Source organism: Streptomyces coeruleoprunus (assembly GCF_039542925.1).
GTDB lineage: Bacteria > Actinomycetota > Actinomycetes > Streptomycetales > Streptomycetaceae > Streptomyces > Streptomyces coeruleoprunus.
Genome location: NZ_BAABIT010000001.1, coordinates 6,390,317 through 6,412,502, shown reverse-complemented (window position 1 = coordinate 6,412,502; position 22,186 = coordinate 6,390,317). Strand labels below are relative to the sequence as shown.

The window sequence follows — 22,186 nt, the reverse complement described above, 5'->3', positions numbered from 1 at the left end:
GGGCGCCGTCCAGGACGATGGCGGCAGCCTTCGGCGCGTCCGCGACTGCGGACGGCGCTGCGAGGAAGGCGTACCGGAACATGCCGTCGATCCTGCCGTGGCGGGCCGCGCGCGTCGAACGATTTATCAGCGCGCCGCCGCCGGGCGGGAGTTCAGAGGTGCTTGAGGGCCTCGCGCACGGACAGCGGGGACAGCCGGTCGCGGTGGGCGTCGACGAAGCCGCGCACGGCGTCGGGATCGGTCCTCGCGTACGCGCGCAGGCTCCAGCCGATCGCCTTGCGGACGAAGAAGTCGGCATCGTCGGCCCGGTTCAGGCAGTAGCGGAAGAGGCGGGCGGTGTCCGTGGCGTCCTTGTGGCCCAGCTGGTGCAGGAGCGCCGCGCGGACCAGCCAGATGTCGTCGGACGCGGCCCAGGCGTCCATCTCGGTCCGCAGCGCGGGATCGGCGGCGACGAGCCCGCCGACGACGTGGGCGGCGAGCAGGTCGACGGTGTCCCACCACGGGACGGTGGTGACGAGGTGGCGGGTGACGGGCAGGAAGGCGGAGGTACAGCGGCGCACATGGCGGCGCAGGTAGTCGACGGCGAAGTACTGGTACTCGCGTTCCGGCAGGCGCCAGCAGCGCAGGGCGATCGCCGTGCAGTCGGCCTCGTCCGGGCGCGGCAGGCCTTCGAGGACGGCGCGTGACAGGGTGCGCCGCTCGGGGGTGGGGATGCCGAGGAAGGGGGCGACGCCCTTCATGTACGCGGCCGCCTGGACCGCCCGGGCGGGATCGGCGGCGGCGCCGTAAAGGGCGGTGAGGCGCGGGAGGACGAGGTCCGCGAGCGCGCTCGGCGGTGCGGAGGGCACAGGCGCGGCCGGGGTGTGCGCACGCGCGGGCGGGGCGGGCGTCATGCGTCCCACATTACGGCGATCACCCGCGCTCGTCGGTTACGCTCCCCGGATGCTCCAGCCCGCCCCCCGGCCCCCGGCCGGTCCCGCCCCGCGCTGTTCGCGGGCGCTCCTGTCGGCCCGCTCGCGGCTGGCGCTGCTCGTGCTGGTCCTGGCGGCGGCGGCCGCCGCGGTCGTGGCGTACGAGCCGCAGCGGCTCCTGGCGGACGGCTGGCCGCCGCACCTGAGCGGCGCGTGGGCCGTGGCGCTGTTCGCGGTGGCGTACGGGCTGTGCACCGCCGCTTTCGTGCCGCGGCCGGTGCTCAACCTGGCGGCGGGTGCGCTGTTCGGTTCCCAGGCCGGGCTCGCGGGCGCGGTCGCCGGGACGGTGCTGGGTGCGGGCATCTCGTTCACGCTCGGCCGGGTGCTGGGCCAGGACGCGTTGCGGCCGCTGCTGCGGGGCCGCTGGCTGGAGGCGGCGGACGGGCAGCTGAGCCGGCACGGGTTCCGTTCCATGCTGGCGATCCGGCTGTTCCCGGGGGTGCCGTTCGCGGCGGCCAACTACTGCGCGGCGATCTCCCGCATGGGTTACACGCCGTTTCTGCTGGCCACGGGGCTGGGCTGCATCCCGAACACGGCGGCGTACGTCATCGCGGGCAGCGAGGCCACGTCGCCGACGTCGCCCGCCTTTCTGATCGCGGCGGGCTTCATCGTCGTGTCGGGCGTCGCCGGGGCGGCGGTCGCCTGGCGCAAACGCCACCGGCTGCGCGGCACGGCGCCCACGGCGTCCGCCGATGCGAGGGCCGCCGGGGCGGACGGCCGGCTTCCGGTCGACACGGCGGCCTGACGCGGCGGGACACCGCTCCGCGACACCGGATGATCACCGTCCGTTCACCCGGGAACGGTACGCTGCACCGACTCCATCGACCGCAAACGCACATTTCGGGACGGCCCTGGCCCCATGAATTGGTTCGAATCGCTCATCCTCGGACTCGTCCAGGGGCTGACGGAGTTCCTTCCCATCTCCTCCAGCGCCCATCTGCGTCTCACCGCCGCCTTCGCGGGCTGGCACGACCCGGGCGCCGCCTTCACGGCGATCACGCAGATCGGCACGGAGACCGCGGTCCTCATCTACTTCCGCAAGGACATCGGACGGATCCTTTCCGCGTGGTTCCGGTCCCTGACCGACAAGGCGATGCGCGCCGACCACGATGCCCGGATGGGCTGGCTGGTGATCGTCGGCTCGATCCCCATCGGGGTCCTGGGCGTGACACTGAAGGAGCACATCGAGGGCCCGTTCCGCGACCTGCGGCTGATCGCGACGACGCTCATCGTGCTGGGCATCGTGCTCGGCGTCGCCGACCGGATGGCCGACCGCGTCCAGGCGGGCGGCGGCCGGCACCGGGCCGGGCAGGACCGCAAGACCCTGAAGGACCTGGGCGTCAGGGACGGCCTCATCTTCGGCATGTGCCAGGCGATGGCGCTGATCCCGGGCGTCTCCCGGTCGGGCGCGACCATCAGCGGCGGTCTGCTGATGAACTACACGCGTGAGGCCGCCGCCCGCTACTCGTTCCTGCTCGCCATCCCCGCCGTGCTGGCGTCCGGCCTCTTCGAGCTGAAGGACGCCTCCGAGGGCGGTCATGTGTCGTGGGGGCCGACGATCTTCGCGACCGTCATCGCCTTCGGCGTGGGGTACGCGGTGATCGCCTGGTTCATGAAGTTCATCACGACCAAGAGCTTCATGCCGTTCGTGATCTACCGGATACTGCTCGGCCTCGTCCTGCTGGCCCTCGTCTACCTGGGCGTCCTGAGCCCGGACGCGGGACAGTCGGCGCACTGACGCGGCGTACCGGCGACCGGCCCGCTTCTCGTGTGAATGGTCACGGTGCGTGCCGGGTCACATCGGATTGTCAGACCTCTCCCCTAAGCTGGCCACCATGTCCGAGTCCCCCGCCATGGAGTCCGTCCAGCCCGACGCCGAAGCCCTCAACCGCGCCATCCGCGAATTGTGGGTGCGGTCGGGCGGCGCGTTGTCGGCGGACGAACGGCGGATCTACCAGGCCCTGGTCGTGCGCTGGGCCGCCGCGCAGGGAAACGTGGCCGAGGCGGCCTAGGCCCGCCCGGAGTCCTGCCCGGCCGCGTGGACCTCTGACGCGATCGCCGCGCCGCGTGGACCGCTGACGCGGCGCTTCCTTCCGCTTCGGCTTCCGGGCATAGGCGTGGGCCGCCGGCAGGGGGGGTGACCGGCGGCCCATGGCCCGGGGGTTCTCTCCGGCCCGGTGCCTTTTCCTTCTTCGAGAGTGCCGTGCCGGACGGCCCTGCGGGAGGGCGCACGGCGCATATATGCACGTGTTCGTTTCACACCCCGTGTGAAGTGAGCGACGCGTTCCGCATCCACCGCCCCGCGTTCCGCGGCTTTGCTGCGGTCCGGCCGTGCGAGGAGCACCCTGGGGGTATGGCCTGGCACCCTCCGATCGTCGTGCACCGCCCCGGGCCGGACGGCGGGCGGCGCGTCACCGTGCGCGGCGAGATCCTGGGGCTCGCGCACAACGACGCGGACCTCGTCGAGTTCCTGCGCCGCGCCGGCCTGGAGGACGCGGACATCGCGCTGGACGACCCCCACCTCGTCGAATGGCGGGGCGGCCGGGCGCACCAGTGGGAGGCCGCCTGACGGGTACGGTGCACGCCCCGCCGTGCGCGGCTCTGGCGTGTCGCACGGGGCTGGCCGACACTGATCCGATGACGCAGCGTGTGGACCTCGCCACCGTGATGGACCGGCTGGCCATCGACGAGTTGATCACCGGGTACGCCGTGGCCGTCGACGACGCGGACTGGGGCGCGTACCGGCGGCTGTTCACCCGGGACGGCCGGGCCGACTACCGGGACGCCGGCGGGATCGCGGGCCCGGCCGGGGAGGTGGCCGACTGGCTGGCGGAGACGATGAGGCTCTTCCCGGTCCGCCAGCATCTGATCGTGAACCGCCGGGTCAGGCTGGAGGACCTGGGCGGGTACCCCGGCGACACTGCCCAGGCGCTGGCCGACTACGTGAACCCGATGCGCCGCGACGCGGGCGACGGGCACAGGGACGACTTCGTGTCGGGCGGCCGCTACCGCTTCACCGCCCACCGCACGGAGGACGGCTGGCGGCTGCGCTCGGTGATCGTCCAGGAGAAGTGGCGCCGTCGTGGGGGCGAGCTGGGCTAGGTCCGTCGGCGGCAGGGGCCGGGGTGCGCGTGCTGTTCCTGAAGTGATCCGCTCCGTCACACTGGCGGTCCACACCTCTCGAGGAGGCGCGCATGCGGCGGAGCGGGCCACTGTCGTCGACGCGGTGGGGCCGCGGGGTGGCCGCCGTCGGGGCCGGTGCGCTGCCCGCCCTGGCGTTGCCCGCGCCGTCGCTGTGGTGGCTCGCCTACGGGGCGCTCGTGCCGTGGCTGCTGCTGCTCCGAACGGCGCCCACCGGTCGGCGGGCGGCCCTGGAGGGCTGGCTCGGCGGTGCGGGGTTCATGCTGGCGGTGCACCACTGGCTGATGCCGAGCCTCCACGTGTTCATCCTGGTGCTGGCGGCGCTGCTGGGGCTGCTGTGGGCCCCGTGGGGGTGGCTGGTGCGGCGGGTGCTCGGGGGCGAGCCTTCCCCACTGCGGGCGGCGGCCGCGCTCGTCCTGGTGCCGTCGGGCTGGCTGATGGTCGAACTGGTCCGGTCCTGGGAGGGGTTGGGGGGACCGTGGGGCCTGCTGGGGGCCAGCCAGTGGCAGGTCGCGCCGGCGCTGCGGGTGGCGTCGGTCGGCGGGGTGTGGCTGCTGAGCCTCCTGGTGGTCGCCGTGAACACCGCGCTCGTACTCGTGGCCGCCGTGGAGCACCGCCGTACGGCGGCGGTGGGGGCGGCCTCGCTGGCGCTGGCGACCGGGTCCGTCGGGGCGGCGTGGGCGTGGGTGACGCCTCCGGAGGCGGTGGGGCGGGCGCGCATCGCGGTGGTCCAGCCGGGCGTGATCGACGGCTCGGGATCGGTCGAGGCCCGGTTCGCCCGCGGCGAGGAGCTGACCCGCCCGCTGGCCGGGCGGGGCGTGGACCTGGTGGTGTGGGGCGAGAGCAGCGTGGGTGCCGATCTGACGGCGCGCCCCGACCTGGCACGGCGGCTGGCCGCGCTGTCGCGGGAGGTGGGCGCTCAGATCCTGGTGAACGTGGACGCGCGGCGGTCGGACATGCCGGGCATCTACAAGAGCAGCGTCCTGGTCGGCCCCGACGGCCCGACCGGGGACCGCTACGACAAGATGCGGCTGGTCCCGTTCGGCGAGTACGTGCCGGCGCGGTCGGTGCTGGGCTGGGCGACGTCGGTGGGGCGAGCGGCGGACGAGGACCGCAGGCGCGGTACGGAGCCGGTGGTCATGACGGTGGGCGGTGGTCGCGGGGCCGGTACGGGGCTGCGGCTCGGACCGCTGGTGTGCTTCGAGTCGGCGTTCCCCGACATGAGCCGGCAGTTGGTGCGCGACGGCGCCGGGCTGCTGGTCGCCCAGTCGGCGACGTCGACGTTCCAGGAGAGCTGGGCGCCCGCGCAGCACGCCTCGCTGGCCGCGCTGAGGGCGGCGGAGTCGGGACGGCCGATGGTGCACGCCACGCTCACCGGGGTGAGCGTGGCGTACGGGGCGGACGGTACGCGCATCGGCGCGCCGCTCGGCACGGACCGCAGCGCGACCGCCGTGTACGACGTTCCGCTGACGGCGGCGACCACCTCGTACGTCCGCTTCGGGGACTGGGCGGTGTACGCGGCGCTCGCCGCGCTGGGCGTCGCCGGGGCCGCGGCGGGCGGCACCGGAGCCGTACGGGCCGTCAGGAGGCGGCGGACTGCTCCAGAGACTCCACGACGACCCGTTCGCACAGCTCGTGCGTGCGCAGGGCGTCCCGGGCGCTGAGCACCTTGCCGGCCCGGACGGCGTCCAGGAACGCCAGGACGGTCTGCTCGATGCCCCGCTGCCGGGCCACGGGCACCCAGTCGCCGCGGCGGCGCACGGTGGGCTGGCCCTTGTGGTCGACGACCTCGGCGAGGTTGAGCACCTGCCGCTTGGTGTCCTGGCCGGAGACCTCCAGGATCTCCTCCGTGGAGCCGTTCATCCGGTTCATAATGCCGAGGGCGGTGAAGCCGTCGCCGGAGAGCTGGAGCACGACGTGGTGCATGAGCCCGTCGCGGATCCGGGCGCGGACGTCGGTGTGCTCGACCGGTCCGGGGAGCAGGAAGCGCAGGGTGTCGACGACGTGGATGAAGTCGTCGAGGACGAGGGTGCGGGGGTCCTCGGGGAGCCCGACGCGGTTCTTCTCCATGAGGATCAGGTCGCGCGGGTGGTCCTGGCACTGCGCGTAGGCGGGCGCGAAGCGGCGGTTGAAGCCGACGGCGAGGGACACGCCGCGCCGCTCGGCCAGCTCGACCAGGCGCCGCGACGTGTCGATCTCGTACGCGAGGGGCTTGTCGACGTACGTGGGGACCCTGGCCTCCAGCAGCCGCGCGACGATCTCCGGGTGCACCTCGGTCGGGGCGTGCACGAACGCCGCGTCCAGGCCGGCCGCGAGCAGCCCGTCCAGGTCCGTGTGGCACCGGTGGGCCGGGATGTGGTGCGTGTCCGCGACGCGGGCGAGTGTGGCCGGGGTGCGGGTCTGCAGATGCAGGTCGACACCCGGCTGCGCGGTCAGGACCGGGAGGTACGCCTTCTGGGCGATGTCGCCGAGTCCGATGCAGCCCACCTTCACGGGGGTCTCCTCTCGTGTGATGCGGGTGACGGCAGCATACGGGGATGATCCGTTCACCCGTGTGGGCCATAACCGTGGGTAGCCGCGGCGGGGTGCACGCCGGGGCCGGAGAGTGTCCGGGTGCGAGGAACGAGAGCAACGAGAGCTGGAAAAGTGCTGGTCCTGATCGGTGTGGCGGTGGTGGGGGCGGCCGTCGCGGGCTGTGTGTCGGTCACGCCCGCGTCCGGGCCTGCGCCGGCCCACGCACCGGCGGAGGTGGAGCCGACGAGGGCGACCGATCCGCTGGTCGTCGAGGCGCCCGCACGCGAGGCCCTGGAGTCCGCCGGCCCGGCACCCGCGAAGCCGAGCCGCGTGAAGCCGAGCCGCGCGGCGGCGCGGCCGCGTGCCGCCCAGCGCGGGACGGGCAGCCGTCACCGGGCGACGGCTCCCGCGCCGCAGCCCCGCTCCACCCGGGCTCCGGTGCGCCGCAAGCGCCCGCCGGCCAAGCCCCCGGTGAGGCTGCCCGCGAACGCGGGGGTGCCGGTCACGGTGCCCGACGTGTGCGGGATGGTCGAACGGTCCGGCGGCTGGCGTCCGGGCAGCCGCGAGTCCCGCGCCTGCAGGGAGGCGGCCCGCCGCTGAGGCCTGCCGGGTCGGCGGCTGCGGGCCGGCCGACGGCGGACGGCCAGCCGGTGATGGCCGGCGGCGGACGGCCTGCCGGTCGCCGGCCGGCGGCCGGTTGCCGGTGACGGCAGACGGCCTGCCGGTCGCCAGCCGACGGCAGACGGCCAGCCGGTCGCCGGCCGACGGCGGACGGCCTGCCGGTGACGGCCGCCCGGTCGATGGCCGGCGGCCGGTTGCCGGTTGCCGGTTGCCGCTTGCCGGCGGCCCGCCTCACTCGGTGCGCAGTCTCCGGTCCAGTCGGTCGATGGCGGCCCGCACGCCCGTGCCGTAGCCGTCGTCCTCCAGGACGTCGGAGGCGGCCCGGGCGCGGTCGAGGTGGATGCGCGCGGCATCCGGCCTGCGCAGCTTGAGGTAGTCGGCGGCGAGGTTGAGGTGGAGCGAGGGGTACAGGGCCCGGGTGAACCGCCCCTCGCCCACCGACTCGGCGGCGGTCAGGGCCCGCAGGTCCCAGGCGAGTTCGTCGCCGGGGTCGTCCTGGGTGTCGGCCATGTAGTGGGCGAGGGTGCAGCGGTGCAGGGGGTCGCCGTCGGCCCCGATCTGGCCCCACAGATCCTGCAGCCGGTTGCGGGCCTCCTCCCGGTCGCCTCCGTGCAGCAGCATCGTCGCCTGCCCGATCCTGGTCATGACGGCGTCGTGGGACGCGTCCTGGTGCTGCTCGCTCACGGTGGCCTCCGCAGTCGGTTCCTTCCCCGAAACTAACGGCACCCCGAACGAATGCCCCGCAGGCACCCCGCTCCTCGATCGCCGGAGGGGCTCGGCTCGAGCGGGTCCGGCGTTCGAGGACGAGCGCCGTTCGGGGGCTCCGCGCCCGGACCCCCGTATGGCGGAGCGCCCCCAGCGGGGGTGCTCCGCCATGGGCCGAGGCTCAGCCGAGGTTCGGGATGCGCCAGTCGATCGCGGCGTGGCCCTGGTCCGCGAGGGCCTTGTCGATCTGGGTGAACGGTCGCGACCCGAAGAACTTCTTCGCCGACAGCGGCGACGGGTGCGCCCCCTTCACCACCACGTGCCGCGTCTCGTCGATCAGCGGCAGCTTCTTCTGCGCGTAGGCGCCCCACAGCACGAAGACCGCCGGGTCCGGCCGGGAGACCACCGCGCTGATCACCGCGTCGGTGAACTTCTCCCAGCCCTTGCCCTTGTGCGAGTTCGGCTCGGCCTCGCGGACGGTCAGCACCGCGTTGAGCAGCAGGACACCCTGCTCGGCCCACGGCATCAGGTAGCCGTTGTCCGGGACGGGGTGCCCGAGCTCCTCCTGCATCTCCTTGTAGATGTTCCGCAGGGACGGCGGGGTCTTGACGCCCGGCCGCACCGAGAAGCACAGGCCGTGCCCCTGGCCCGCGCCGTGGTACGGGTCCTGGCCCAGGACCAGGACCTTGACCTTGTCGTACGGCGTGGCTTCCAGTGCGGCGAACACCTGGTCCTGCGGCGGGTACACCGGCCCCTTGGCCCGCTCCTCCTCGACGAACTCGGTGAGCAGCTTGAAGTACGGCTTCTGCAGCTCGTCGCCGAGGACGCCGCGCCAGGACTCGGGCAGCATGGCGGTGTCGGTCACGTCAACAACCTCCGGTGTGGGATCGCTTGTCGGTCACAGAACCTACCGGTGACCACTGACAAGCGATCCCGCAGCCCTTACCAGCTGGTCTTCCGGTGCAGTTCCCACATCTGCATGATCGTCTGCGGGTCGAGCGCACGCTCGCCGCCGCCGATCTCCTCGCTGGCCGCGACGTGCAGCTTGCCCTGCCACAGCGGCAGCAGCCGGACGTCCTCGACGAGGATCTGCTGGGCGCGGTCGAACTGCTGGGTGACGGAGGCGCGGTCGCTCTTGCGGCGGGACTCCGGCAGCAGCTGCTCGGTGATCTCCGCCTGCTCGTACGGCGTCGCGAGCGCGTTCTCCTTGCCGATGAACGGCGCGATGAAGTTGTCCGGGTCGGGGAAGTCGGGCGACCAGCCTCGGCCGAAGACCGGGTACTCGCCCTTCTGGTAGCCCGCCTGGAACTCCTTCCACGGCTTGCTCTTCAGCGTGATCTCGAACAGCCCGGACGCGTCGAGCTGCCGCTTGATCTCGGCGAACTCGGCGGCCGTCGCGGAGCCGTACCGGTCGGTGGTGAACCACAGCGTGAGCTTGACCGGCCCGTCGATCCCCTTCTTGCTGAGGATCTTCTTGGCCTTCTCGATGTCCGGGTCGCCGTAGCGGTCGAAGAACGCGGTCGTGTGGCCGGCGATGCCCTTCGGGACCATCGAGTACAGCGGCTCGGCGGTGCCCTGGTAGACCTTGGCGACCAGGGCGTCGCGGTCGATGACCTGGGCGATGGCCTGGCGGACGGCGAGCTTGTTCGCCGCCTCGTCCGCGGGGTTGAAGACCAGGTAGCGGATGTCGGCGCCGGTCGTCTCGACCAGCCGCAGGCCCTCGTTCTCGGGCTTCTTCTCGCGCAGGTCGACGACCTCCTCCGCGGTGAGGCCGCGGTAGGTGACGTCGATCTCCTTCTTCTTCAGCGCGTTCACCATCGCCTCGGACTCCTGGAAGTACCGGATGGTGACCGCGGTGTTCTTGCGGTCGGCGAACCCCTTGTAGGTGGGGTTCTTGGTCATCTGTGCCTCGGTCCGCTCGACGTAGCTGTCGAGTACGTACGGGCCGGACCCGACGACCTTGCCGTCCTCGCGGAGCTTGTCCGCCGGGTAGGAGGCCGGGTCGACGATCGACATCGCGGGCGTGGCCAGGATGAACGGGAAGGTGGCGTCCGATTCCTTCAGCCGGAAGACGACCGTCTTGTCACCGCTGGTCTCGATCTTGTCGAGCGAGCCGAGCAGACCGTTCGGGCCACCCTTCGCGTTAATGGTGCGGATCCGCTCGATGGAGTGCTTCACCGCGGCCGCGTCGAGCTTGGTGCCCGTGGAGAACTGCAGCCCGTCGCGCAGGTCGCACTGGAAGACCTTGCTCGCACCGTCGGTGAACCTGCACTCGGCGGCGTCTGGCTGGGGCGTGGTCGACCCGGTGGGGAAGCTCAGCAGAGTCTGGAAGACATTGCGGAACAGCTCCCAGGAGCTGTCCCAGGAAGCGGCGGGATCCAGCGTGGTCGGAGAGGACATCGTCCCCACGACGATCTTGTTTTCCGCCTCGGCTTCATCGTCCGCGAAGAGACTGCATCCCGCCAGCAGGGATATGGACGCAAGGGCTGCAGCTGCCTGCAGACTGGTCCGGTTGAACACGTGCACACGCTCCTCGTTCAGCCATGGTCGGCCGACCATACCGCAGCACCCCGCCAGGTCAATCACGGAGGACCGGCGGGGCACTTGAGGCGTTAGGCGGCCAATCAGGCGTAATCCACCTCAGCCGACTCCGGCATTGAGGAAAATTCCCCCATCGACGACCAGGGTTTGTCCGGTGACCCAGGCCGATTCATCGGAGGTGAGGAATGCGGCCGCTCCTCCGATATCCGCCGGTGTGCCGAGCCGGCCGAGCGGATACGCGGAGACGACCTCTTCCTCGCGACCTTCGTACAGGGCCTGGGCGAATTTCGTTTTCACGACAGCCGGGGCAATCGCATTGACCCGGACAATCGGGGCGAATTCATGGGCGAGCTGGAGCGTCAGGTTGATCATGGCGGCCTTGCTCATGCCGTACGCGCCGACGAACGGCGAGGCGGCGACGCCGGCGACGGACGCGATGTTCACGATCGTGCCGCCGTGGTCCTTCTGCCACGCCCTCCAGGTCCGCTGGGCGAAGCCGAGCGCCGAGATCACGTTGGTCTCGTAGACCTTCCTGGCCACGTTGAGGTCCAGTTCGGCCATGGGGCCGAAGACCGGGTTGGTGCCGGCGTTGTTGATCAGGTGGTCGACGCGGCCGAAGGCCTCCATGGTCCGCTCGACGGCGAGGGCCTGGTGGGCCTCGTCGTGGGCCTTGCCCGCGACGTGGATCACCCGGTCAGCGCCGAGCCGCTCCACGGCCTCCTTGAGCGCGTCCTCGCCGCGGCCGGTGATGCAGACGCGGTCGCCGCGGGCGACGAGCGCCTCGGCGATGCCGTAGCCGATGCCCCGGCTGGCGCCGGTGACGAGCGCGACCTTGCCGGACGGCTCCGGCAGTTCCTTGCGTGTCATGCCCTGTCCCGCCTTCCGCGTCAGTCGAGGGGGCCGCCGGCCACGTACAGGACCTGGCCGGAGACGAAGCCGGTGTCGTCGCCGGTGAAGAAGGCGATGGCGCCCGCGACGTCCTCGGGACGGCCGACCCGCTGGACGGGGATCTGGGTGGCGGCCGCGGCCTGGAACTCCTCGAAGCCCATGCCGATCCGCTCGGCGGTCCCGGCGGTCATCTCCGTGACGATGAAGCCGGGGGCGACGGCGTTGGCGGTGATGCCGAACTTGCCCAGCTCCTTGGCGAGGGTCTTGGTGAAGCCCTGGAGGCCGGCCTTGACGGCGGAGTAGTTGGCCTGGCCGCGGTTGCCGAGGGCGGAGGACGAGGAGAGGCTGACGATCCGGCCGAAGCCGGCGTCGACCATGTGCTTCTGGCAGGCCTTGGCCATCAGGAACGCGCCCTTGAGGTGCACGTTCATCACGGTGTCCCAGTCGGACTCGGACATCTTGAACAGCAGGTTGTCGCGGAGCACGCCCGCGTTGTTGACCAGGATGGTCGGGGCCCCCAGCTCGGCGGCGACGCGGGCGACCGCGGCCTCCACCTGGGCGGCGTCGGAGACGTCGCAGCCGACGGCGAGCGCCTTGCCGCCGGCCGCGGTGATCGCGTCGACGGTGTCCTTGCAGGCCGCCTCGTCGAGGTCGAGCACGGCGACCGCGCGGCCCTCCTTCGCGAGCCGTACCGCGGTGGCGGCGCCGATGCCCCGGGCCGCTCCGGTCACGACGGCGACGCGCTGCTCGGTGGTGGACATGCTGGTTCTCCTCGCCCTTGAGTCCCTGGGAAGCGGTCCTCGCCACCCTCGGGGATGGTGAGCGACCGCTTAGTACCTTCAGCAGGACGAGACGCTAGAAGTCCTGGCACCCGGTGTCAACGGCCCACCGAGTGCCCCCGATCACTCCCACGCGGTCAGCGGACGAGCAGGTCCAGCAGCCGGTCGACCTCCGCCTCCGGATCCGCGGTCAGTCCGGTGTGCACCGGCCCCGGCTGGACGACCGTGGAACGCGGCGCGATCAGCCAGCGGAAGCGGCGCCCCGCGTCCTCGCAGCCGGCCTGTCCGGCGTCCTCGCCGCCCCGGCAGACGCCTTCCACCGCGCGCAGCGCCGCCCGTACGCCCACGACGTCGGCGTCCGGGTCGAGCGCCCGCAGCTTGTTCTCGTCCAGGTGGGTCCGGGCTGCCACGAAGGACCGGGCCCGGCAGTAGACCACCACGCCCGCGTTGAAGCACTCGCCGCGCTCGACGCGGGGTACGACGCGCAGCAGCGCGTACTCGAAGACGTCCCGCTCGCTCACTTGCCGCTGTCCTTCGTGCTCTTCGTGGGGTGGGGCCAGGGGGCCAGGTGGTCGGTCAGCCAGCCGGGCGCCTGGGACGGCCCCCGCTCGGTGCGCTCGCCGACGGTGATCCGCTCGTGGATGGTCGCGGCCCTCGGCAGCAGGGCCTCCACGTAGGCGCGGCGCACGGCGTCGGTCGAGTCGAAGCCGGGCTCGTCGACCAGCCACTCGCCGGGGACGTCCGCGGCCACCTCGGTCAGCAGCTCCTCGGTGACCAGGGGGGCCAGCTCGGCGGCCGCGGCGGCGATGTCCGGCCCGAACGTGGCGAGGACGTGGTCGGAGGCGTCGTACGGCTTGGCCGCGGAGGCCTGCGCACCCGGCCAGTTGTGGTGCCAGATCATGGTGGCGCCGTGGTCGATCAGCCAGGGCAGGCCGTGCCAGACGAGCATGTTGGGGTTGCGCCAGGACCGGTCCACGTTGTTGATCAGCGCGTCGAACCAGACGACCCGGCCCGCCTCGACGGGGTCCATCTCGTAGGCGAGCGGGTCGAAACCGATCGAGCCGGGCAGGTAGTCCATACCGAGGTTCAGTCCGCCGCTGGCCTTCAGCAGCTCCTGGACCTCCTGGTCGGGTTCGCCGAGGCCGATGACGGGGTCCAGCTGGATGGTGACCAGCTCCGGGACGCGCAGCCCGAGCCGGCGGCCCAGCTGCCCGCAGACGACTTCGGCGACCAGCGTCTTGCGGCCCTGTCCGGCGCCGGTGAACTTCATGACGTACGTGCCGAGATCGTCGGCCTCGACGATGCCGGGGAGCGAGCCGCCCTCACGCAGGGGCGTGACGTAGCGGGTCGCTGTGACTTCGGAGAGCATCCTCCCAGGCTACGTCGGGGAACGGCGGCCCCTCGAACGCTTTCCCTTCGAACGCGCTGTTGCTGGCATGCTCTGGCCATGCTTCCGACCCATGACGTGTCCCGTTTAACCGACTTCCCCCTGCTCTTCGCCCGTACGCGCCGCTTCTCCCTGGGCGTGCCGGGCCGCTTCACGGTCTCGCCGGACGGTGAGCGGGTGTTCTTCGTCCGCACCGGCTCGGGGACGGACCCCGTGGGCCGTCTCTGGCTGTTCGAGGACGGGGCCGAGCGGCTGCTGGTCGACCCGGCCGCGCTGGGCGCCGAGGGGGACGAGGACCTGCCGGAGGCGGAGCGGGTGCGCCGGGAGCGCGCCCGCGTGATGTCGTCGGGCGTCGTCGGGTACGCCACCGACCGGGCGGGGCGCCTGGCGGTGTTCGCGCTGGGCGGCGCGGTGTGGGCGGTACGGACGGACGGCGGCGCGCCCTGGCCGGTACCGACCGCGGGGCCGGCCGTCGACCCGCGCCCCTCCCCCGACGGCTCCCGCATCGCGTACGTGACCGGGGGCTCCGTGCGGGTCGTCGGCGTGGACGGTACGGACGACCGGCTGCTGGCGGCGCCCGAGGGCCCGGACGTGACGTACGGGCTCACCGACCACGTATCGGCGGAGTCCATCGGGCGGCTGCGGGGCCACTGGTGGTCGCCGGACGGGGACGCGCTCCTCGTCGCGCGCGTCGACGTGGCGCCCGTGTCCCGCTGGTACCAGGCCGATCCGGCCGACCCCAGGACCCCGCCGCGCGTCCTGCGCTACCCGGCGGCGGGCACCGCCAACGCCGAGGTGACCCTGCACGTGCTGCGCGTGGACGGCGGGAGCACGGCCGTGCGCCTTCCGGACGAGGCGGACACCGAGGGGCATCCGGGCGGCGCGTGGACCGACCGGCGCTACGAGTACGTGACCGCGGCCGGCTGGAACGCGCACGGGCCGTTCGTCCAGCTGCAGACCCGTGACCAGCGCACGGCCGGGCTGTTCGCCGTCGATCCCGGCACGGGCGCGGCCCGCCCGCTGCACCGGGAGCACGACCCGGCGTGGGTGGCGCTCACGCCCGGGGCGCCGACACGCACACCGTCCGGGCTTCTGGTCGCGGCGCAGGCCGTGGGCGACGCGCGCGGGCTGCGCGTCGGCGACACCACCACACCGCCCGGCCTCCAGGTGCGGGAGGTCCTGGACACGGTGGGCGAGCGGGTCCTGTTCACCGCGAGCGAGGACCCGACGCAGGTGCACGTGTGGGCGTACGAGCCCGGGCGGGGTTTCCGGCGCCTGAGCGAGGAGCCCGGCGTCCACACCGCCGCGGCGGGCGGGGACACGCTCGTCCTCGACAGCTGGACCTGTGCGGGGCGGAGCGTGACGGTGCTGCGCGGCGGTGCGGCCGTGGGCCGGATCGCCGTCCTGGCGGAGCGGCCGCCGGTCCCGCCCCGGCCGGCCCACCTCTCCCTGGGCGACCGGGAGTTGAACAGCCACCTGCACCTCCCCTCGTGGTACGACCCCGCGTCCGGGGAGCGGCTGCCGGTGCTGCTCAGCCCGTACGCGGGTCCCGGGCTCCAGCTGGCGCTGCGGGCGCACGGCTGGTGGAACGCGGTGGCCCAGTGGTTCGCCGAGCAGGGTTTCGCCGTGCTGGTCACGGACGGGCGCGGCACGCCGGGGCGGGGGCGGGCGTGGGAGGTGGCCGTGCGCGGTGACCGGCTGGGGCCGGCGCTGGAGGACCAGGTGGACGCGGTGCGGGCGGCGGCGGACCGCCACCCGTACCTGGACCTGGGGCGGGTGGGCATCCGGGGCTGGTCGTACGGCGGCTACCTGGCGATCGGCGCCGTGCTCCACCGCCCCGACGTCTTCCACGCCGCCGTCGCGGGCGCCGCGCCCACGGACCGGCGGCTGTACGACACGCACTGGGAGGAGCGGTTCCTCGGCCATCCGGACATCGAGCCCGAGAACTACACCCGCTCGTCCCTCGTGCCGCACGCGCACCTGCTGTCCCGGCCGCTGATGCTGATGCACGGGCTGGCGGACGACAACGTGGTCCCGGCGCACCTGCTCCGGCTGTCGGCGGCGCTGCTCGCGGCCGGGCGGCCGCATGCGGTGCTGCCCCTGCCGGGCGCTACGCACCTGGTGACGCGGGAGGACGTGGTGGCCGAGCAGCTGCGGCGGGAAGTGGAGTTCCTGAAAAGGTCGCTCGGCGTGTGAACGGTCCGGCCGCCCCCTCCGTACCCCCGTACGACCTGGTGACCACCAGGGCCGCACCGTGGAAGGGGAGCAGGAATGGCCGGAACGAGCGGACGGGACAGCGCGGGGGCGACCACGGGGACGGCCGGTGCGGCCGTGGGCCGGCGTGCCGTCGTCGCGGCGGCGGGCGGCGCGGGGCTGGTCGCCGTGCTGACGGCGTGCGGGGGGTCGGGCTCGGACGCCCCGCCTGCCGGGTCCGCCCCGAGCAGGCCGGGCAGCACGGGGGGCGCCGACGGCTCGGGCGGGGCGTCCGGCTCGACGGGCGGCACCACGGGGGGCGGCACCGGAGGATCGGACTCCGGTGCCGGCCAGGTGCTGGCGAAGACGGCCGACATCCCCGAAGGCGGCGGCAAGGTCTTCGCGGACCAGGGCGTCGTGGTCACGCAGCCGACGGCGGGCCAGTTCAAGGCGTTCTCGGCGCAGTGCACCCATCAGGGCTGCGCGGTGCGGGACATCAGCGACGGAGTGATCAACTGCCCGTGCCACGGCAGCAAGTTCGACGCCACGGACGGCAGTGTGAAGGCGGGACCGGCCACCGCTCCCCTCGCTCCCGCGTCGATCACTGTCGACGGGGACTCGATCAAGCTGGCGTGACGGCGCCGCCGGTCCGTCGCCGGGGGCGTTGCCAGCAGCCGAGCACCTCGTCGGCCGTCGTGACCGTGGCGACGAGGGCGAGGGTGTGGCGGACCATCGCGCGCGTGTAGTCGGCGGGCACGCCCGCGATGGCGTCGGCCGGCACGACCGCCGTGTAGCCGAGGTTGACCGCGTCGAACACGGCGTTGGGTACGGCGACGTTCGCGGAGACGCCGGTGACGACGATCGTGCGGCAGCCGAGGTTGCGCAGCAGGGCGTCGACACCGGTGCCGGCGAGCGGCGACAGGCCGTGCAGCCGCCGCACGACGAGGTCCTGGTCGGCCACCTCGATCGGTTCGGCGACGCGGACGGCGGTGCTGCCGCTGTACTGCTGCACGGGCAGCTTCTCGGCGGCCCGGAACAGCCGGGCGTTGCGGCTGGCACCGCGCCCGTCGGGGCGGCGCTCCGCCACGGCGTGGACGGCCTGGACGTCCGCGGCGTGGGCGGCGGCGACCAGGCGGGCGACGTGGTGGAGGGCGCCGGAGGCGCGAGCGGCTGCGGCGAGTTGGGGCAGGGCGCTGTCCGGGCCGACGACACCGCGCTGGCACTCGACGGTGAGCAGGACCGTATGGGCGGGGTCGAGGTCCTCCCGCAGCCGCGCAGTGGTCGGCATGACGCCACTCCTCCCATTCCCGCCGACGGGACCGGTTTCCCGAGGCCCTCGGCCGACTCCTTCACCCGGACGTGCTTTCCTACGCCCCTCGGCCGCCTCCCTCCAGCCCGGGCGTGCGTTCCTACGGCCCCCGGCCGACTCCCGCCAGCCCGACCCCGGTCACCCACGGCCATCGGCCGACAGGACCCGGTTCCCCACGACCCTCGGCCGCCCCCTCCCCGGGCGTGCTTTCCCATAGCCCCCGGCCGCCTCCCGCCAGCCCGGCCCCGGTCACCCACGACCATCGGCCGACAGGACCCGGTTCCCCACGGCCCTCGGCCGACTCCTCCGCCCGGGCGTGCTTTTCTACGACCCTCGGCCGCCTTCCTCCAGCCCGGGCGTGCTTTCCCACGGCTCCCGGCCGCCTCCCTCCAGCCCGACCCCGGTCACCCACGACCATCGGCCGACAGGACCCGGTTCCCCACGACCCTCGGCCGACTCCTCCGCCCGGGCGTGCTTTCCTACGCCCCTCGACCGCCTTCCTCCAGCCCGGGCGTGCATTCCTACGGCTCCCGGCCGCCTCCCTCCAGCCCGACCCCGGTCACCCACGACCATCGGCCGACAGGACCCGGTTCCCCACGACCCTCGGCCGACTCCTCCGCCCGGGCGTGCTTTCCCACGGCCCCCGGCCGCCTCCCTCCAGCCCGGCCCCCGTCTCCCACGGCCATCGGCCGACTGGGCCCGCTTCCCCACGGCTCTCGGCCGGCTTCCTCCGCCCGGGCCCGCTCTCCTCCCGGTACCTTGCGCCGCCGGTTCGCAGGGCTCATGATTCTGACACCTCGTCAGAAGACTGGCGCGGAAAGCCTGTGGGGGCAAGGGAGTGGCGAGGCGATGGCCGTCGCACAGCGCCGGGGCCGGCGGATCATGATGACGCCCGACGAGCTCGACGCGTTCCTGCGCGAGCAGCGTACCTGCAGGGTGGCCACGGTCTCGCCGGACGGGCGGCCGCACGTGGGGGCCCTGTGGTTCGCCTGGGACGGGACCTCGCTCTGGTTGTACTCGCTGACCCGGAGCCGCCGCTGGGCCGATCTGCGCCGCGACCCGCGGATCGCGGTCGTGGTCGACGACGGCGAGGAGTACGGGGAGCTGCGCGGCGCCGAACTGTCGGGCACCGCCGTCGTGGTGGGCGAGGTGCCTCGTACGGGTGCGCAGTGCCGCGAACTGGACGCCGTGGAGCGGCTGTTCGCCCGCAAGAACTTCGGCCTGGACACGATGCCGCACGACGGGCGGCACGCCTGGCTACGGGTGACGCCCGACGCGGTCGCCTCGTGGGACTTCCGCAAGCTGCCCTGAATTCAGCCCCTCCGGCGTTTGAGGAGCCGGGGGTTCGGGGGCGGAGCCCCCGATTCGGGAAGGGGCGGGGTGGGGAAAGATCCACCGGACACCACCTAGCTGCTCAGCGCCCGCCCGGCCTCCCGCAGCGCCTCCACCGCCGCGCGGATGGACGGCCGGCGGTCGGCGTCGGCCCGCCACACCGCGTAGATGTGCCGCCGCATCCGCTGCCGCACCGGCACGAGGACGACGCCGTCGGGGACGGGCCCGCGGCCGAGCCGGGGCGTGACGCACACGCCGAGGCCCGCCCGGATGAGCGCGAGCTGGGTGTGGTGCTCACCGGCGAAGTGCGCGATGCGCGGCTCGATGCCCTGGGAGCGGAGGGTGAACACGAGCCACTCGTAGCAGAACTCGCCCTCCGGCCAGGAGACCCAGTCGTCGTCGGCGAAGTCCTCCAGGCCGACCTCGGTCCGGCCGGCCAGCGGGTGGTCCACGGGCACGGCCACGTCCGCGGCATCGTCGAGCAGGGCCTCCTGGGCCAGCCCGCCCGGCACCGGCAGGCGCTTGTTGTTCCAGTCGAGGACCACCGCGAGGTCCACGTCACCCCGGATCACCTGGCGGATGCCGAACTCGGGCTCCAGTTCGCTGCTCCGCACGCGCAGCTCGGGGTGGCTCTTCCGGAGCGCGGCAATGGCCTGCGGGAACAGTCCGCGCGCCGCCGTCGGGAAGCCGGCGAGCCGCACCTCCCCCACCACCTGGCCGCGCTGGGCCTCGATGTCCGCCTGCGCCAGCTCCACCTGCGACAGGATGCGCGCCGCGTGGTCGGCGAGCAGCCTGCCGGCGTCGGTGAGGCGCACCCCGCGCCCGTTCTTGGCCACGAGCTGCTGGCCCACCTCGCGCTCCAGCTTGGCGAGCTGCTGCGACACGGCCGATGTGGTGACGTGCAGCCCGTCCGCGGCGCCGCTCACCGAGCCGTGGCGGGCGAGGGCGTCGAGGGTCCGCAGGCGCTCCAGATTCAACATGTAAGCGATGCTAAGCGAATCGCTTGAGAAAATCTCGCTTGTTCTACGACGTTCTGGCGGTCAGGGTGGTCGTCATGACCACCGCGACCCCTCATCGCCCCTCGTCCGCGGCCTCACCGACGGAGGGATCCGCAGCCCCGCCGACGGAAAGCTCCGCCGCCTCGCCGACGGAGAGTTCCGCCGCCTCTCCGACGTCGAGAGCGGCCTCCTCGACGTCGGGATCCGCCGCTCCCGGCCCCGTCTCCCCTTCCCGCCACCGCCGGGTCGACTGGCGCATCCGTTTCGCGGTGCTCTCGCTCGTCTGGGGCTTCAGCTTCCTGCTGATCAAGGTCGGCACCCAGGCGTACGCCCCTTTCCAGGTCACCTTCGGGCGGCTGCTGTTCGGTACGGCGGTGCTCGCCGTGGCCATGGCGGTCCGGCGCACGGGGCTGCCGCGCGGCCCGCGTACGTGGGGGCATCTGACGGTCGCGGCGTTCTTCCTCAACGCCCTGCCGTTCTCGCTGTTCGCGTACGCCGAGCTGACGATCCCCTCGACGCTCGCGGGCATCTGCAACGCCACCTCCCCGCTGTGGGGCATGGCGCTGTCGCTGGTCGCGCTCTCGGAGGACCGCCCGACCCGGCGCCGGGTGGCCGGCCTGGGGCTCGGCTTCCTGGGGGTGCTGACGGTGCTCGGGGCCTGGCAGGGGTTCTCCGGCGTGGACGTCACCGGCACGGCCATGGCGCTGCTCGCGTCGCTGAGCTATCCGATCGGCTGGATCTACGTGCGCCGCACCCTGGCGGGGCGCAGCGAGTCGCATCTGTCGCTGACGGGCGCGCAGCTGATGCTGGCCACCGTCCAGCTGGCGGTCGTGACGCCGCTGTTCACGACCTGGCCGACCGCGTTCCCGGTCGTCCCGCTGCTGGCGGTGGTCGCGCTGGGCGCGCTGGGCACGGGCTTCGCGGTGCTCGTCCAGTACGGGATCGTCGCGGAGGTGGGCCCGACGACGGGGCAGATGGTCACGTACTTCATCCCCGTGATCGCCACCGCCGCGGGCGTGACGCTGCTGGGCGAGCAGCTGTCCTGGAACACCCCGGTGGGCGCGCTGATCGTGCTGGCGGGCGCGGCCCTGACCCAGAGCCGCGCGCCGCGCGCGGAAGGGAAGCCGGCGAGGCCCGCCGGCCCGCGCGGGTCCTAGGTCGTGTCCGGCGGATCATGCCTGGGCCGCGGGGTCTGGCACGCCCTCCCCCAAGCCCTGACGGGCAGGGGGGACCCCCAGCGGCGTTGTCGTCGGTCGCGATGGCTCCGCCATCCCTCCCTCCTCCGCCTTGCAGCCGCACGCACCAGACCCCGCTCACCAGCAGTCAAAGGCACCGCCCAGCGATGTCGGCATGATCCGCCGGACACTCCCCAGGCGGGTCCCCCGAGTCCCGTCTGCCCGGCGGCGCCTGGGCCTCCCTCCGGGCGGGTGAGCGCCATCGCGTCCGCCCGCTCACCCGTAGGTGCGCTCCGGCATCGGGCCGCTCGCCTCCTCCACGGCGGCCGCGAGGGGCCCGATGTCGGCGAGGGTCAGCGAGGAGACGGTCAGCCGGATCGCCGGCCCCGAGGCCATCCGGAACCGCGCGCCCGGCGCGGCCGCCCACCCGGCGTGCAGCAGCCGCGCCACCACGCCGGTCTCGTCGGCGACCGGCACCCATACGTTCATCCCGCTGCGCCCGTGCGCCTCCACACCCCGCTCCGCGAGGGCGCGTACGAGTGCGTCGCGCCGCTCTCCGTACGCGCGCGCCACGGCGGGCGCGTCCACGGCGCCCGACTCCCACAGGTGAACGACGGCCCGCTGGAGCAGCCGGCTCACCCAGCCGGGGCCGAGCCGCTGCCGTCCCCGCACCCGGTCGACGGTGACCGCGTCGCCGGTCAGCACGGCGACCCGCAGATCGGGCCCGTACGCCTTGGCGACCGAGCGGGCCAGCGCCCAGCGGTCGGTCACCCCGGTCAGCGAGTGGAGCGGCAGGTCGACGAAGCCGTGCCCGTGGTCGTCCTCGATGAGCAGGACGTCCCGGTGCCGCGCGAGGATCGTGCGCAGCGCGGCCGCGCGGGCGGCGCTCACGGCCGCGCCCGTGGGGTTCTGGGCCCGCGCGGTGACCACGAGGGCGCGGGCCCCGTCCCGCAGGGCGCGCTCCACCTCGCCCGGCAGCGGCCCCTCGTCGTCCACGGCGACGGGCGCCAGCCGCAGCCCGAGCGCGGGCACGAGGTCCAGGACGCTGCCCCAGCCCGGATCCTCGATCGCCACGGCGTCGCCGGGGCGCAGGTGTGCGGCCAGGACGCGTTCGATGGCGTCGAGGGCGCCCGAGGTGACGGCGACGGGGCCGCCGGGCACCCCGTCGGCGTCCAGCGCGGTCCGGGCGACCCGCTCGAAGTCGGGGTCCACCGGGTCCTGTCCGTACAGGCCGGGGTGGGCGTCGTTGTGGCGGGCGGCGGCGGCCAGCGCGTCCGCCAGTGACGGCAGCAGGGACGGGTCCGGGTTGCCCGCGCCGACGTTCCGTACGCCCTCGGGGGCGTCGATGCGCAGGGCGTCGCGGGCCGTCGTCGCCGGGCGGGACCGCACGCGGCTGCCCCTGCGGCCGGCCGTCTCGATGACCCCGCGCTCGCGCAGGGTCCGGTAGGCGGCGGCGACCGTGTTCGGGTTGACCCCCAGCGCGGCCGCCAACTCCCGCATGGGTGGCAGCAGTTGGCCGGGGGCCAGCTCGCCGGCGCCCACGCCGCGCTCCACACTCGCCGCAATCTCCGATGCACGGCGCCCGCTGATCCGATACTCTCCTAGCACAAACCAGATTATGCACTAGTGCAA

The 22,186-nt window shown here is 73.5% G+C and carries 23 protein-coding genes; 11 read left to right on the top strand and 12 right to left on the bottom strand.

Annotation, left to right across the window (positions count from 1 at the left end; all coding sequences use genetic code 11):
- Nucleotides 1-152 precede the first annotated feature (152 nt).
- Nucleotides 153-893: a DNA alkylation repair protein gene (locus tag ABEB09_RS28780; RefSeq protein ID WP_345692822.1), complete on the bottom strand. Its 741-nt coding sequence runs from the start codon at nucleotides 891-893 to the stop codon at nucleotides 153-155.
- Nucleotides 894-942: 49 nt separating this feature from the next.
- Here ABEB09_RS28780 and ABEB09_RS28775 point away from each other — a divergent pair, with 49 nt between their 5' ends.
- From ABEB09_RS28775 to lnt, 6 genes are all read left to right on the top strand, one after another.
- Nucleotides 943-1,716: a TVP38/TMEM64 family protein gene (locus ABEB09_RS28775; protein WP_345692821.1), complete on the top strand. Its 774-nt coding sequence runs from the start codon at nucleotides 943-945 to the stop codon at nucleotides 1,714-1,716.
- A gap of 114 nt (nucleotides 1,717-1,830) precedes the next feature.
- Entirely contained in the window at nucleotides 1,831-2,709 is an 879-nt protein-coding gene (locus ABEB09_RS28770; RefSeq protein WP_345692820.1) for an undecaprenyl-diphosphate phosphatase, read from the top strand.
- 97 nt (nucleotides 2,710-2,806) lie between these two features.
- Nucleotides 2,807-2,983, top strand: a complete 177-nt coding sequence (locus tag ABEB09_RS28765) for a hypothetical protein (protein WP_345692819.1) — start codon at nucleotides 2,807-2,809, stop codon at nucleotides 2,981-2,983.
- 341 nt (nucleotides 2,984-3,324) lie between these two features.
- Complete coding sequence (locus ABEB09_RS28760; RefSeq protein ID WP_345692818.1) at nucleotides 3,325-3,540, top strand: hypothetical protein; 216 nt, start codon at nucleotides 3,325-3,327, stop codon at nucleotides 3,538-3,540.
- Nucleotides 3,541-3,608: 68 nt separating this feature from the next.
- Nucleotides 3,609-4,073, top strand: a complete 465-nt coding sequence (locus tag ABEB09_RS28755; RefSeq protein ID WP_345692817.1) for a nuclear transport factor 2 family protein — start codon at nucleotides 3,609-3,611, stop codon at nucleotides 4,071-4,073.
- 92 nt (nucleotides 4,074-4,165) lie between these two features.
- The gene (gene lnt, locus ABEB09_RS28750; protein ID WP_345692816.1) at nucleotides 4,166-5,776 is read left to right on the top strand and encodes an apolipoprotein N-acyltransferase; all 1,611 of its coding nucleotides are present in this window, start codon (nucleotides 4,166-4,168) and stop codon (nucleotides 5,774-5,776) included.
- Here the strand turns inward: lnt and ABEB09_RS28745 are convergent.
- Nucleotides 5,694-6,605: a Gfo/Idh/MocA family protein gene (locus ABEB09_RS28745; protein ID WP_345692815.1), complete on the bottom strand. Its 912-nt coding sequence runs from the start codon at nucleotides 6,603-6,605 to the stop codon at nucleotides 5,694-5,696. The two genes, lnt and ABEB09_RS28745, sit on opposite strands and share 83 nt — an antisense overlap.
- Before the next feature lie 153 nt (nucleotides 6,606-6,758).
- On the opposite strand from ABEB09_RS28745, the gene ABEB09_RS28740 reads away from it, so the two are divergent.
- The gene (locus ABEB09_RS28740) at nucleotides 6,759-7,226 is read left to right on the top strand and encodes a hypothetical protein (RefSeq protein ID WP_345692814.1); all 468 of its coding nucleotides are present in this window, start codon (nucleotides 6,759-6,761) and stop codon (nucleotides 7,224-7,226) included.
- 252 nt (nucleotides 7,227-7,478) lie between these two features.
- Here ABEB09_RS28740 and ABEB09_RS28735 read toward each other — a convergent pair whose 3' ends face one another.
- From ABEB09_RS28735 to ABEB09_RS28705, 7 genes are all read right to left on the bottom strand, one after another.
- Nucleotides 7,479-7,892 (bottom strand): hypothetical protein, encoded by a 414-nt coding sequence (locus ABEB09_RS28735; RefSeq protein ID WP_345694120.1) that lies wholly within the window; start codon nucleotides 7,890-7,892, stop codon nucleotides 7,479-7,481.
- 241 nt (nucleotides 7,893-8,133) lie between these two features.
- The gene (ung, locus tag ABEB09_RS28730; protein WP_345692813.1) at nucleotides 8,134-8,817 is read right to left on the bottom strand and encodes a uracil-DNA glycosylase; all 684 of its coding nucleotides are present in this window, start codon (nucleotides 8,815-8,817) and stop codon (nucleotides 8,134-8,136) included.
- 77 nt (nucleotides 8,818-8,894) lie between these two features.
- Nucleotides 8,895-10,472, bottom strand: coding sequence for an ABC transporter substrate-binding protein (locus ABEB09_RS28725; protein WP_345692812.1), 1,578 nt, complete (start codon nucleotides 10,470-10,472; stop codon nucleotides 8,895-8,897).
- Between the two features lie 120 nt (nucleotides 10,473-10,592).
- Nucleotides 10,593-11,360, bottom strand: a complete 768-nt coding sequence (locus tag ABEB09_RS28720) for an SDR family oxidoreductase (protein WP_345692811.1) — start codon at nucleotides 11,358-11,360, stop codon at nucleotides 10,593-10,595.
- Nucleotides 11,361-11,380: 20 nt separating this feature from the next.
- Entirely contained in the window at nucleotides 11,381-12,142 is a 762-nt protein-coding gene (gene fabG, locus ABEB09_RS28715; RefSeq protein WP_345692810.1) for a 3-oxoacyl-ACP reductase FabG, read from the bottom strand.
- Nucleotides 12,143-12,297: 155 nt separating this feature from the next.
- Nucleotides 12,298-12,681: a DUF3037 domain-containing protein gene (locus ABEB09_RS28710; RefSeq protein WP_345692809.1), complete on the bottom strand. Its 384-nt coding sequence runs from the start codon at nucleotides 12,679-12,681 to the stop codon at nucleotides 12,298-12,300.
- Nucleotides 12,678-13,529: a HipA family kinase gene (locus ABEB09_RS28705; RefSeq protein ID WP_345692808.1), complete on the bottom strand. Its 852-nt coding sequence runs from the start codon at nucleotides 13,527-13,529 to the stop codon at nucleotides 12,678-12,680. The genes ABEB09_RS28710 and ABEB09_RS28705 overlap by 4 nt, the downstream gene beginning before the upstream one ends.
- A 78-nt stretch (nucleotides 13,530-13,607) precedes the next feature.
- Here ABEB09_RS28705 and ABEB09_RS28700 point away from each other — a divergent pair, with 78 nt between their 5' ends.
- Nucleotides 13,608-15,743 (top strand): S9 family peptidase, encoded by a 2,136-nt coding sequence (locus tag ABEB09_RS28700; RefSeq protein WP_345692807.1) that lies wholly within the window; start codon nucleotides 13,608-13,610, stop codon nucleotides 15,741-15,743.
- 75 nt (nucleotides 15,744-15,818) lie between these two features.
- Nucleotides 15,819-16,376: a Rieske (2Fe-2S) protein gene (locus tag ABEB09_RS28695; RefSeq protein WP_345692806.1), complete on the top strand. Its 558-nt coding sequence runs from the start codon at nucleotides 15,819-15,821 to the stop codon at nucleotides 16,374-16,376.
- Here the strand turns inward: ABEB09_RS28695 and ABEB09_RS28690 are convergent.
- A complete protein-coding gene (locus ABEB09_RS28690) occupies nucleotides 16,363-17,028 on the bottom strand; it encodes an isochorismatase family protein (protein ID WP_345692805.1) in 666 nt (221 codons plus the stop codon). The genes ABEB09_RS28695 and ABEB09_RS28690 overlap by 14 nt on opposite strands.
- Before the next feature lie 870 nt (nucleotides 17,029-17,898).
- On the opposite strand from ABEB09_RS28690, the gene ABEB09_RS28685 reads away from it, so the two are divergent.
- Nucleotides 17,899-18,360, top strand: coding sequence for a pyridoxamine 5'-phosphate oxidase family protein (locus ABEB09_RS28685; RefSeq protein ID WP_345692804.1), 462 nt, complete (start codon nucleotides 17,899-17,901; stop codon nucleotides 18,358-18,360).
- A 95-nt stretch (nucleotides 18,361-18,455) separates the two neighbouring features.
- On the opposite strand, the gene ABEB09_RS28680 is transcribed toward ABEB09_RS28685, so the two are convergent.
- Nucleotides 18,456-19,361: a LysR family transcriptional regulator gene (locus tag ABEB09_RS28680; protein ID WP_345692803.1), complete on the bottom strand. Its 906-nt coding sequence runs from the start codon at nucleotides 19,359-19,361 to the stop codon at nucleotides 18,456-18,458.
- Between the two features lie 74 nt (nucleotides 19,362-19,435).
- Between ABEB09_RS28680 and ABEB09_RS28675 the strand changes: the two genes are divergently transcribed.
- Nucleotides 19,436-20,536: a DMT family transporter gene (locus tag ABEB09_RS28675; RefSeq protein WP_345692802.1), complete on the top strand. Its 1,101-nt coding sequence runs from the start codon at nucleotides 19,436-19,438 to the stop codon at nucleotides 20,534-20,536.
- Nucleotides 20,537-20,830: 294 nt separating this feature from the next.
- On the opposite strand, the gene ABEB09_RS28670 is transcribed toward ABEB09_RS28675, so the two are convergent.
- Nucleotides 20,831-22,162, bottom strand: coding sequence for an aminotransferase class I/II-fold pyridoxal phosphate-dependent enzyme (locus tag ABEB09_RS28670; RefSeq protein ID WP_345692801.1), 1,332 nt, complete (start codon nucleotides 22,160-22,162; stop codon nucleotides 20,831-20,833).
- Between the last annotated feature and the right edge of the window lie 24 nt (nucleotides 22,163-22,186).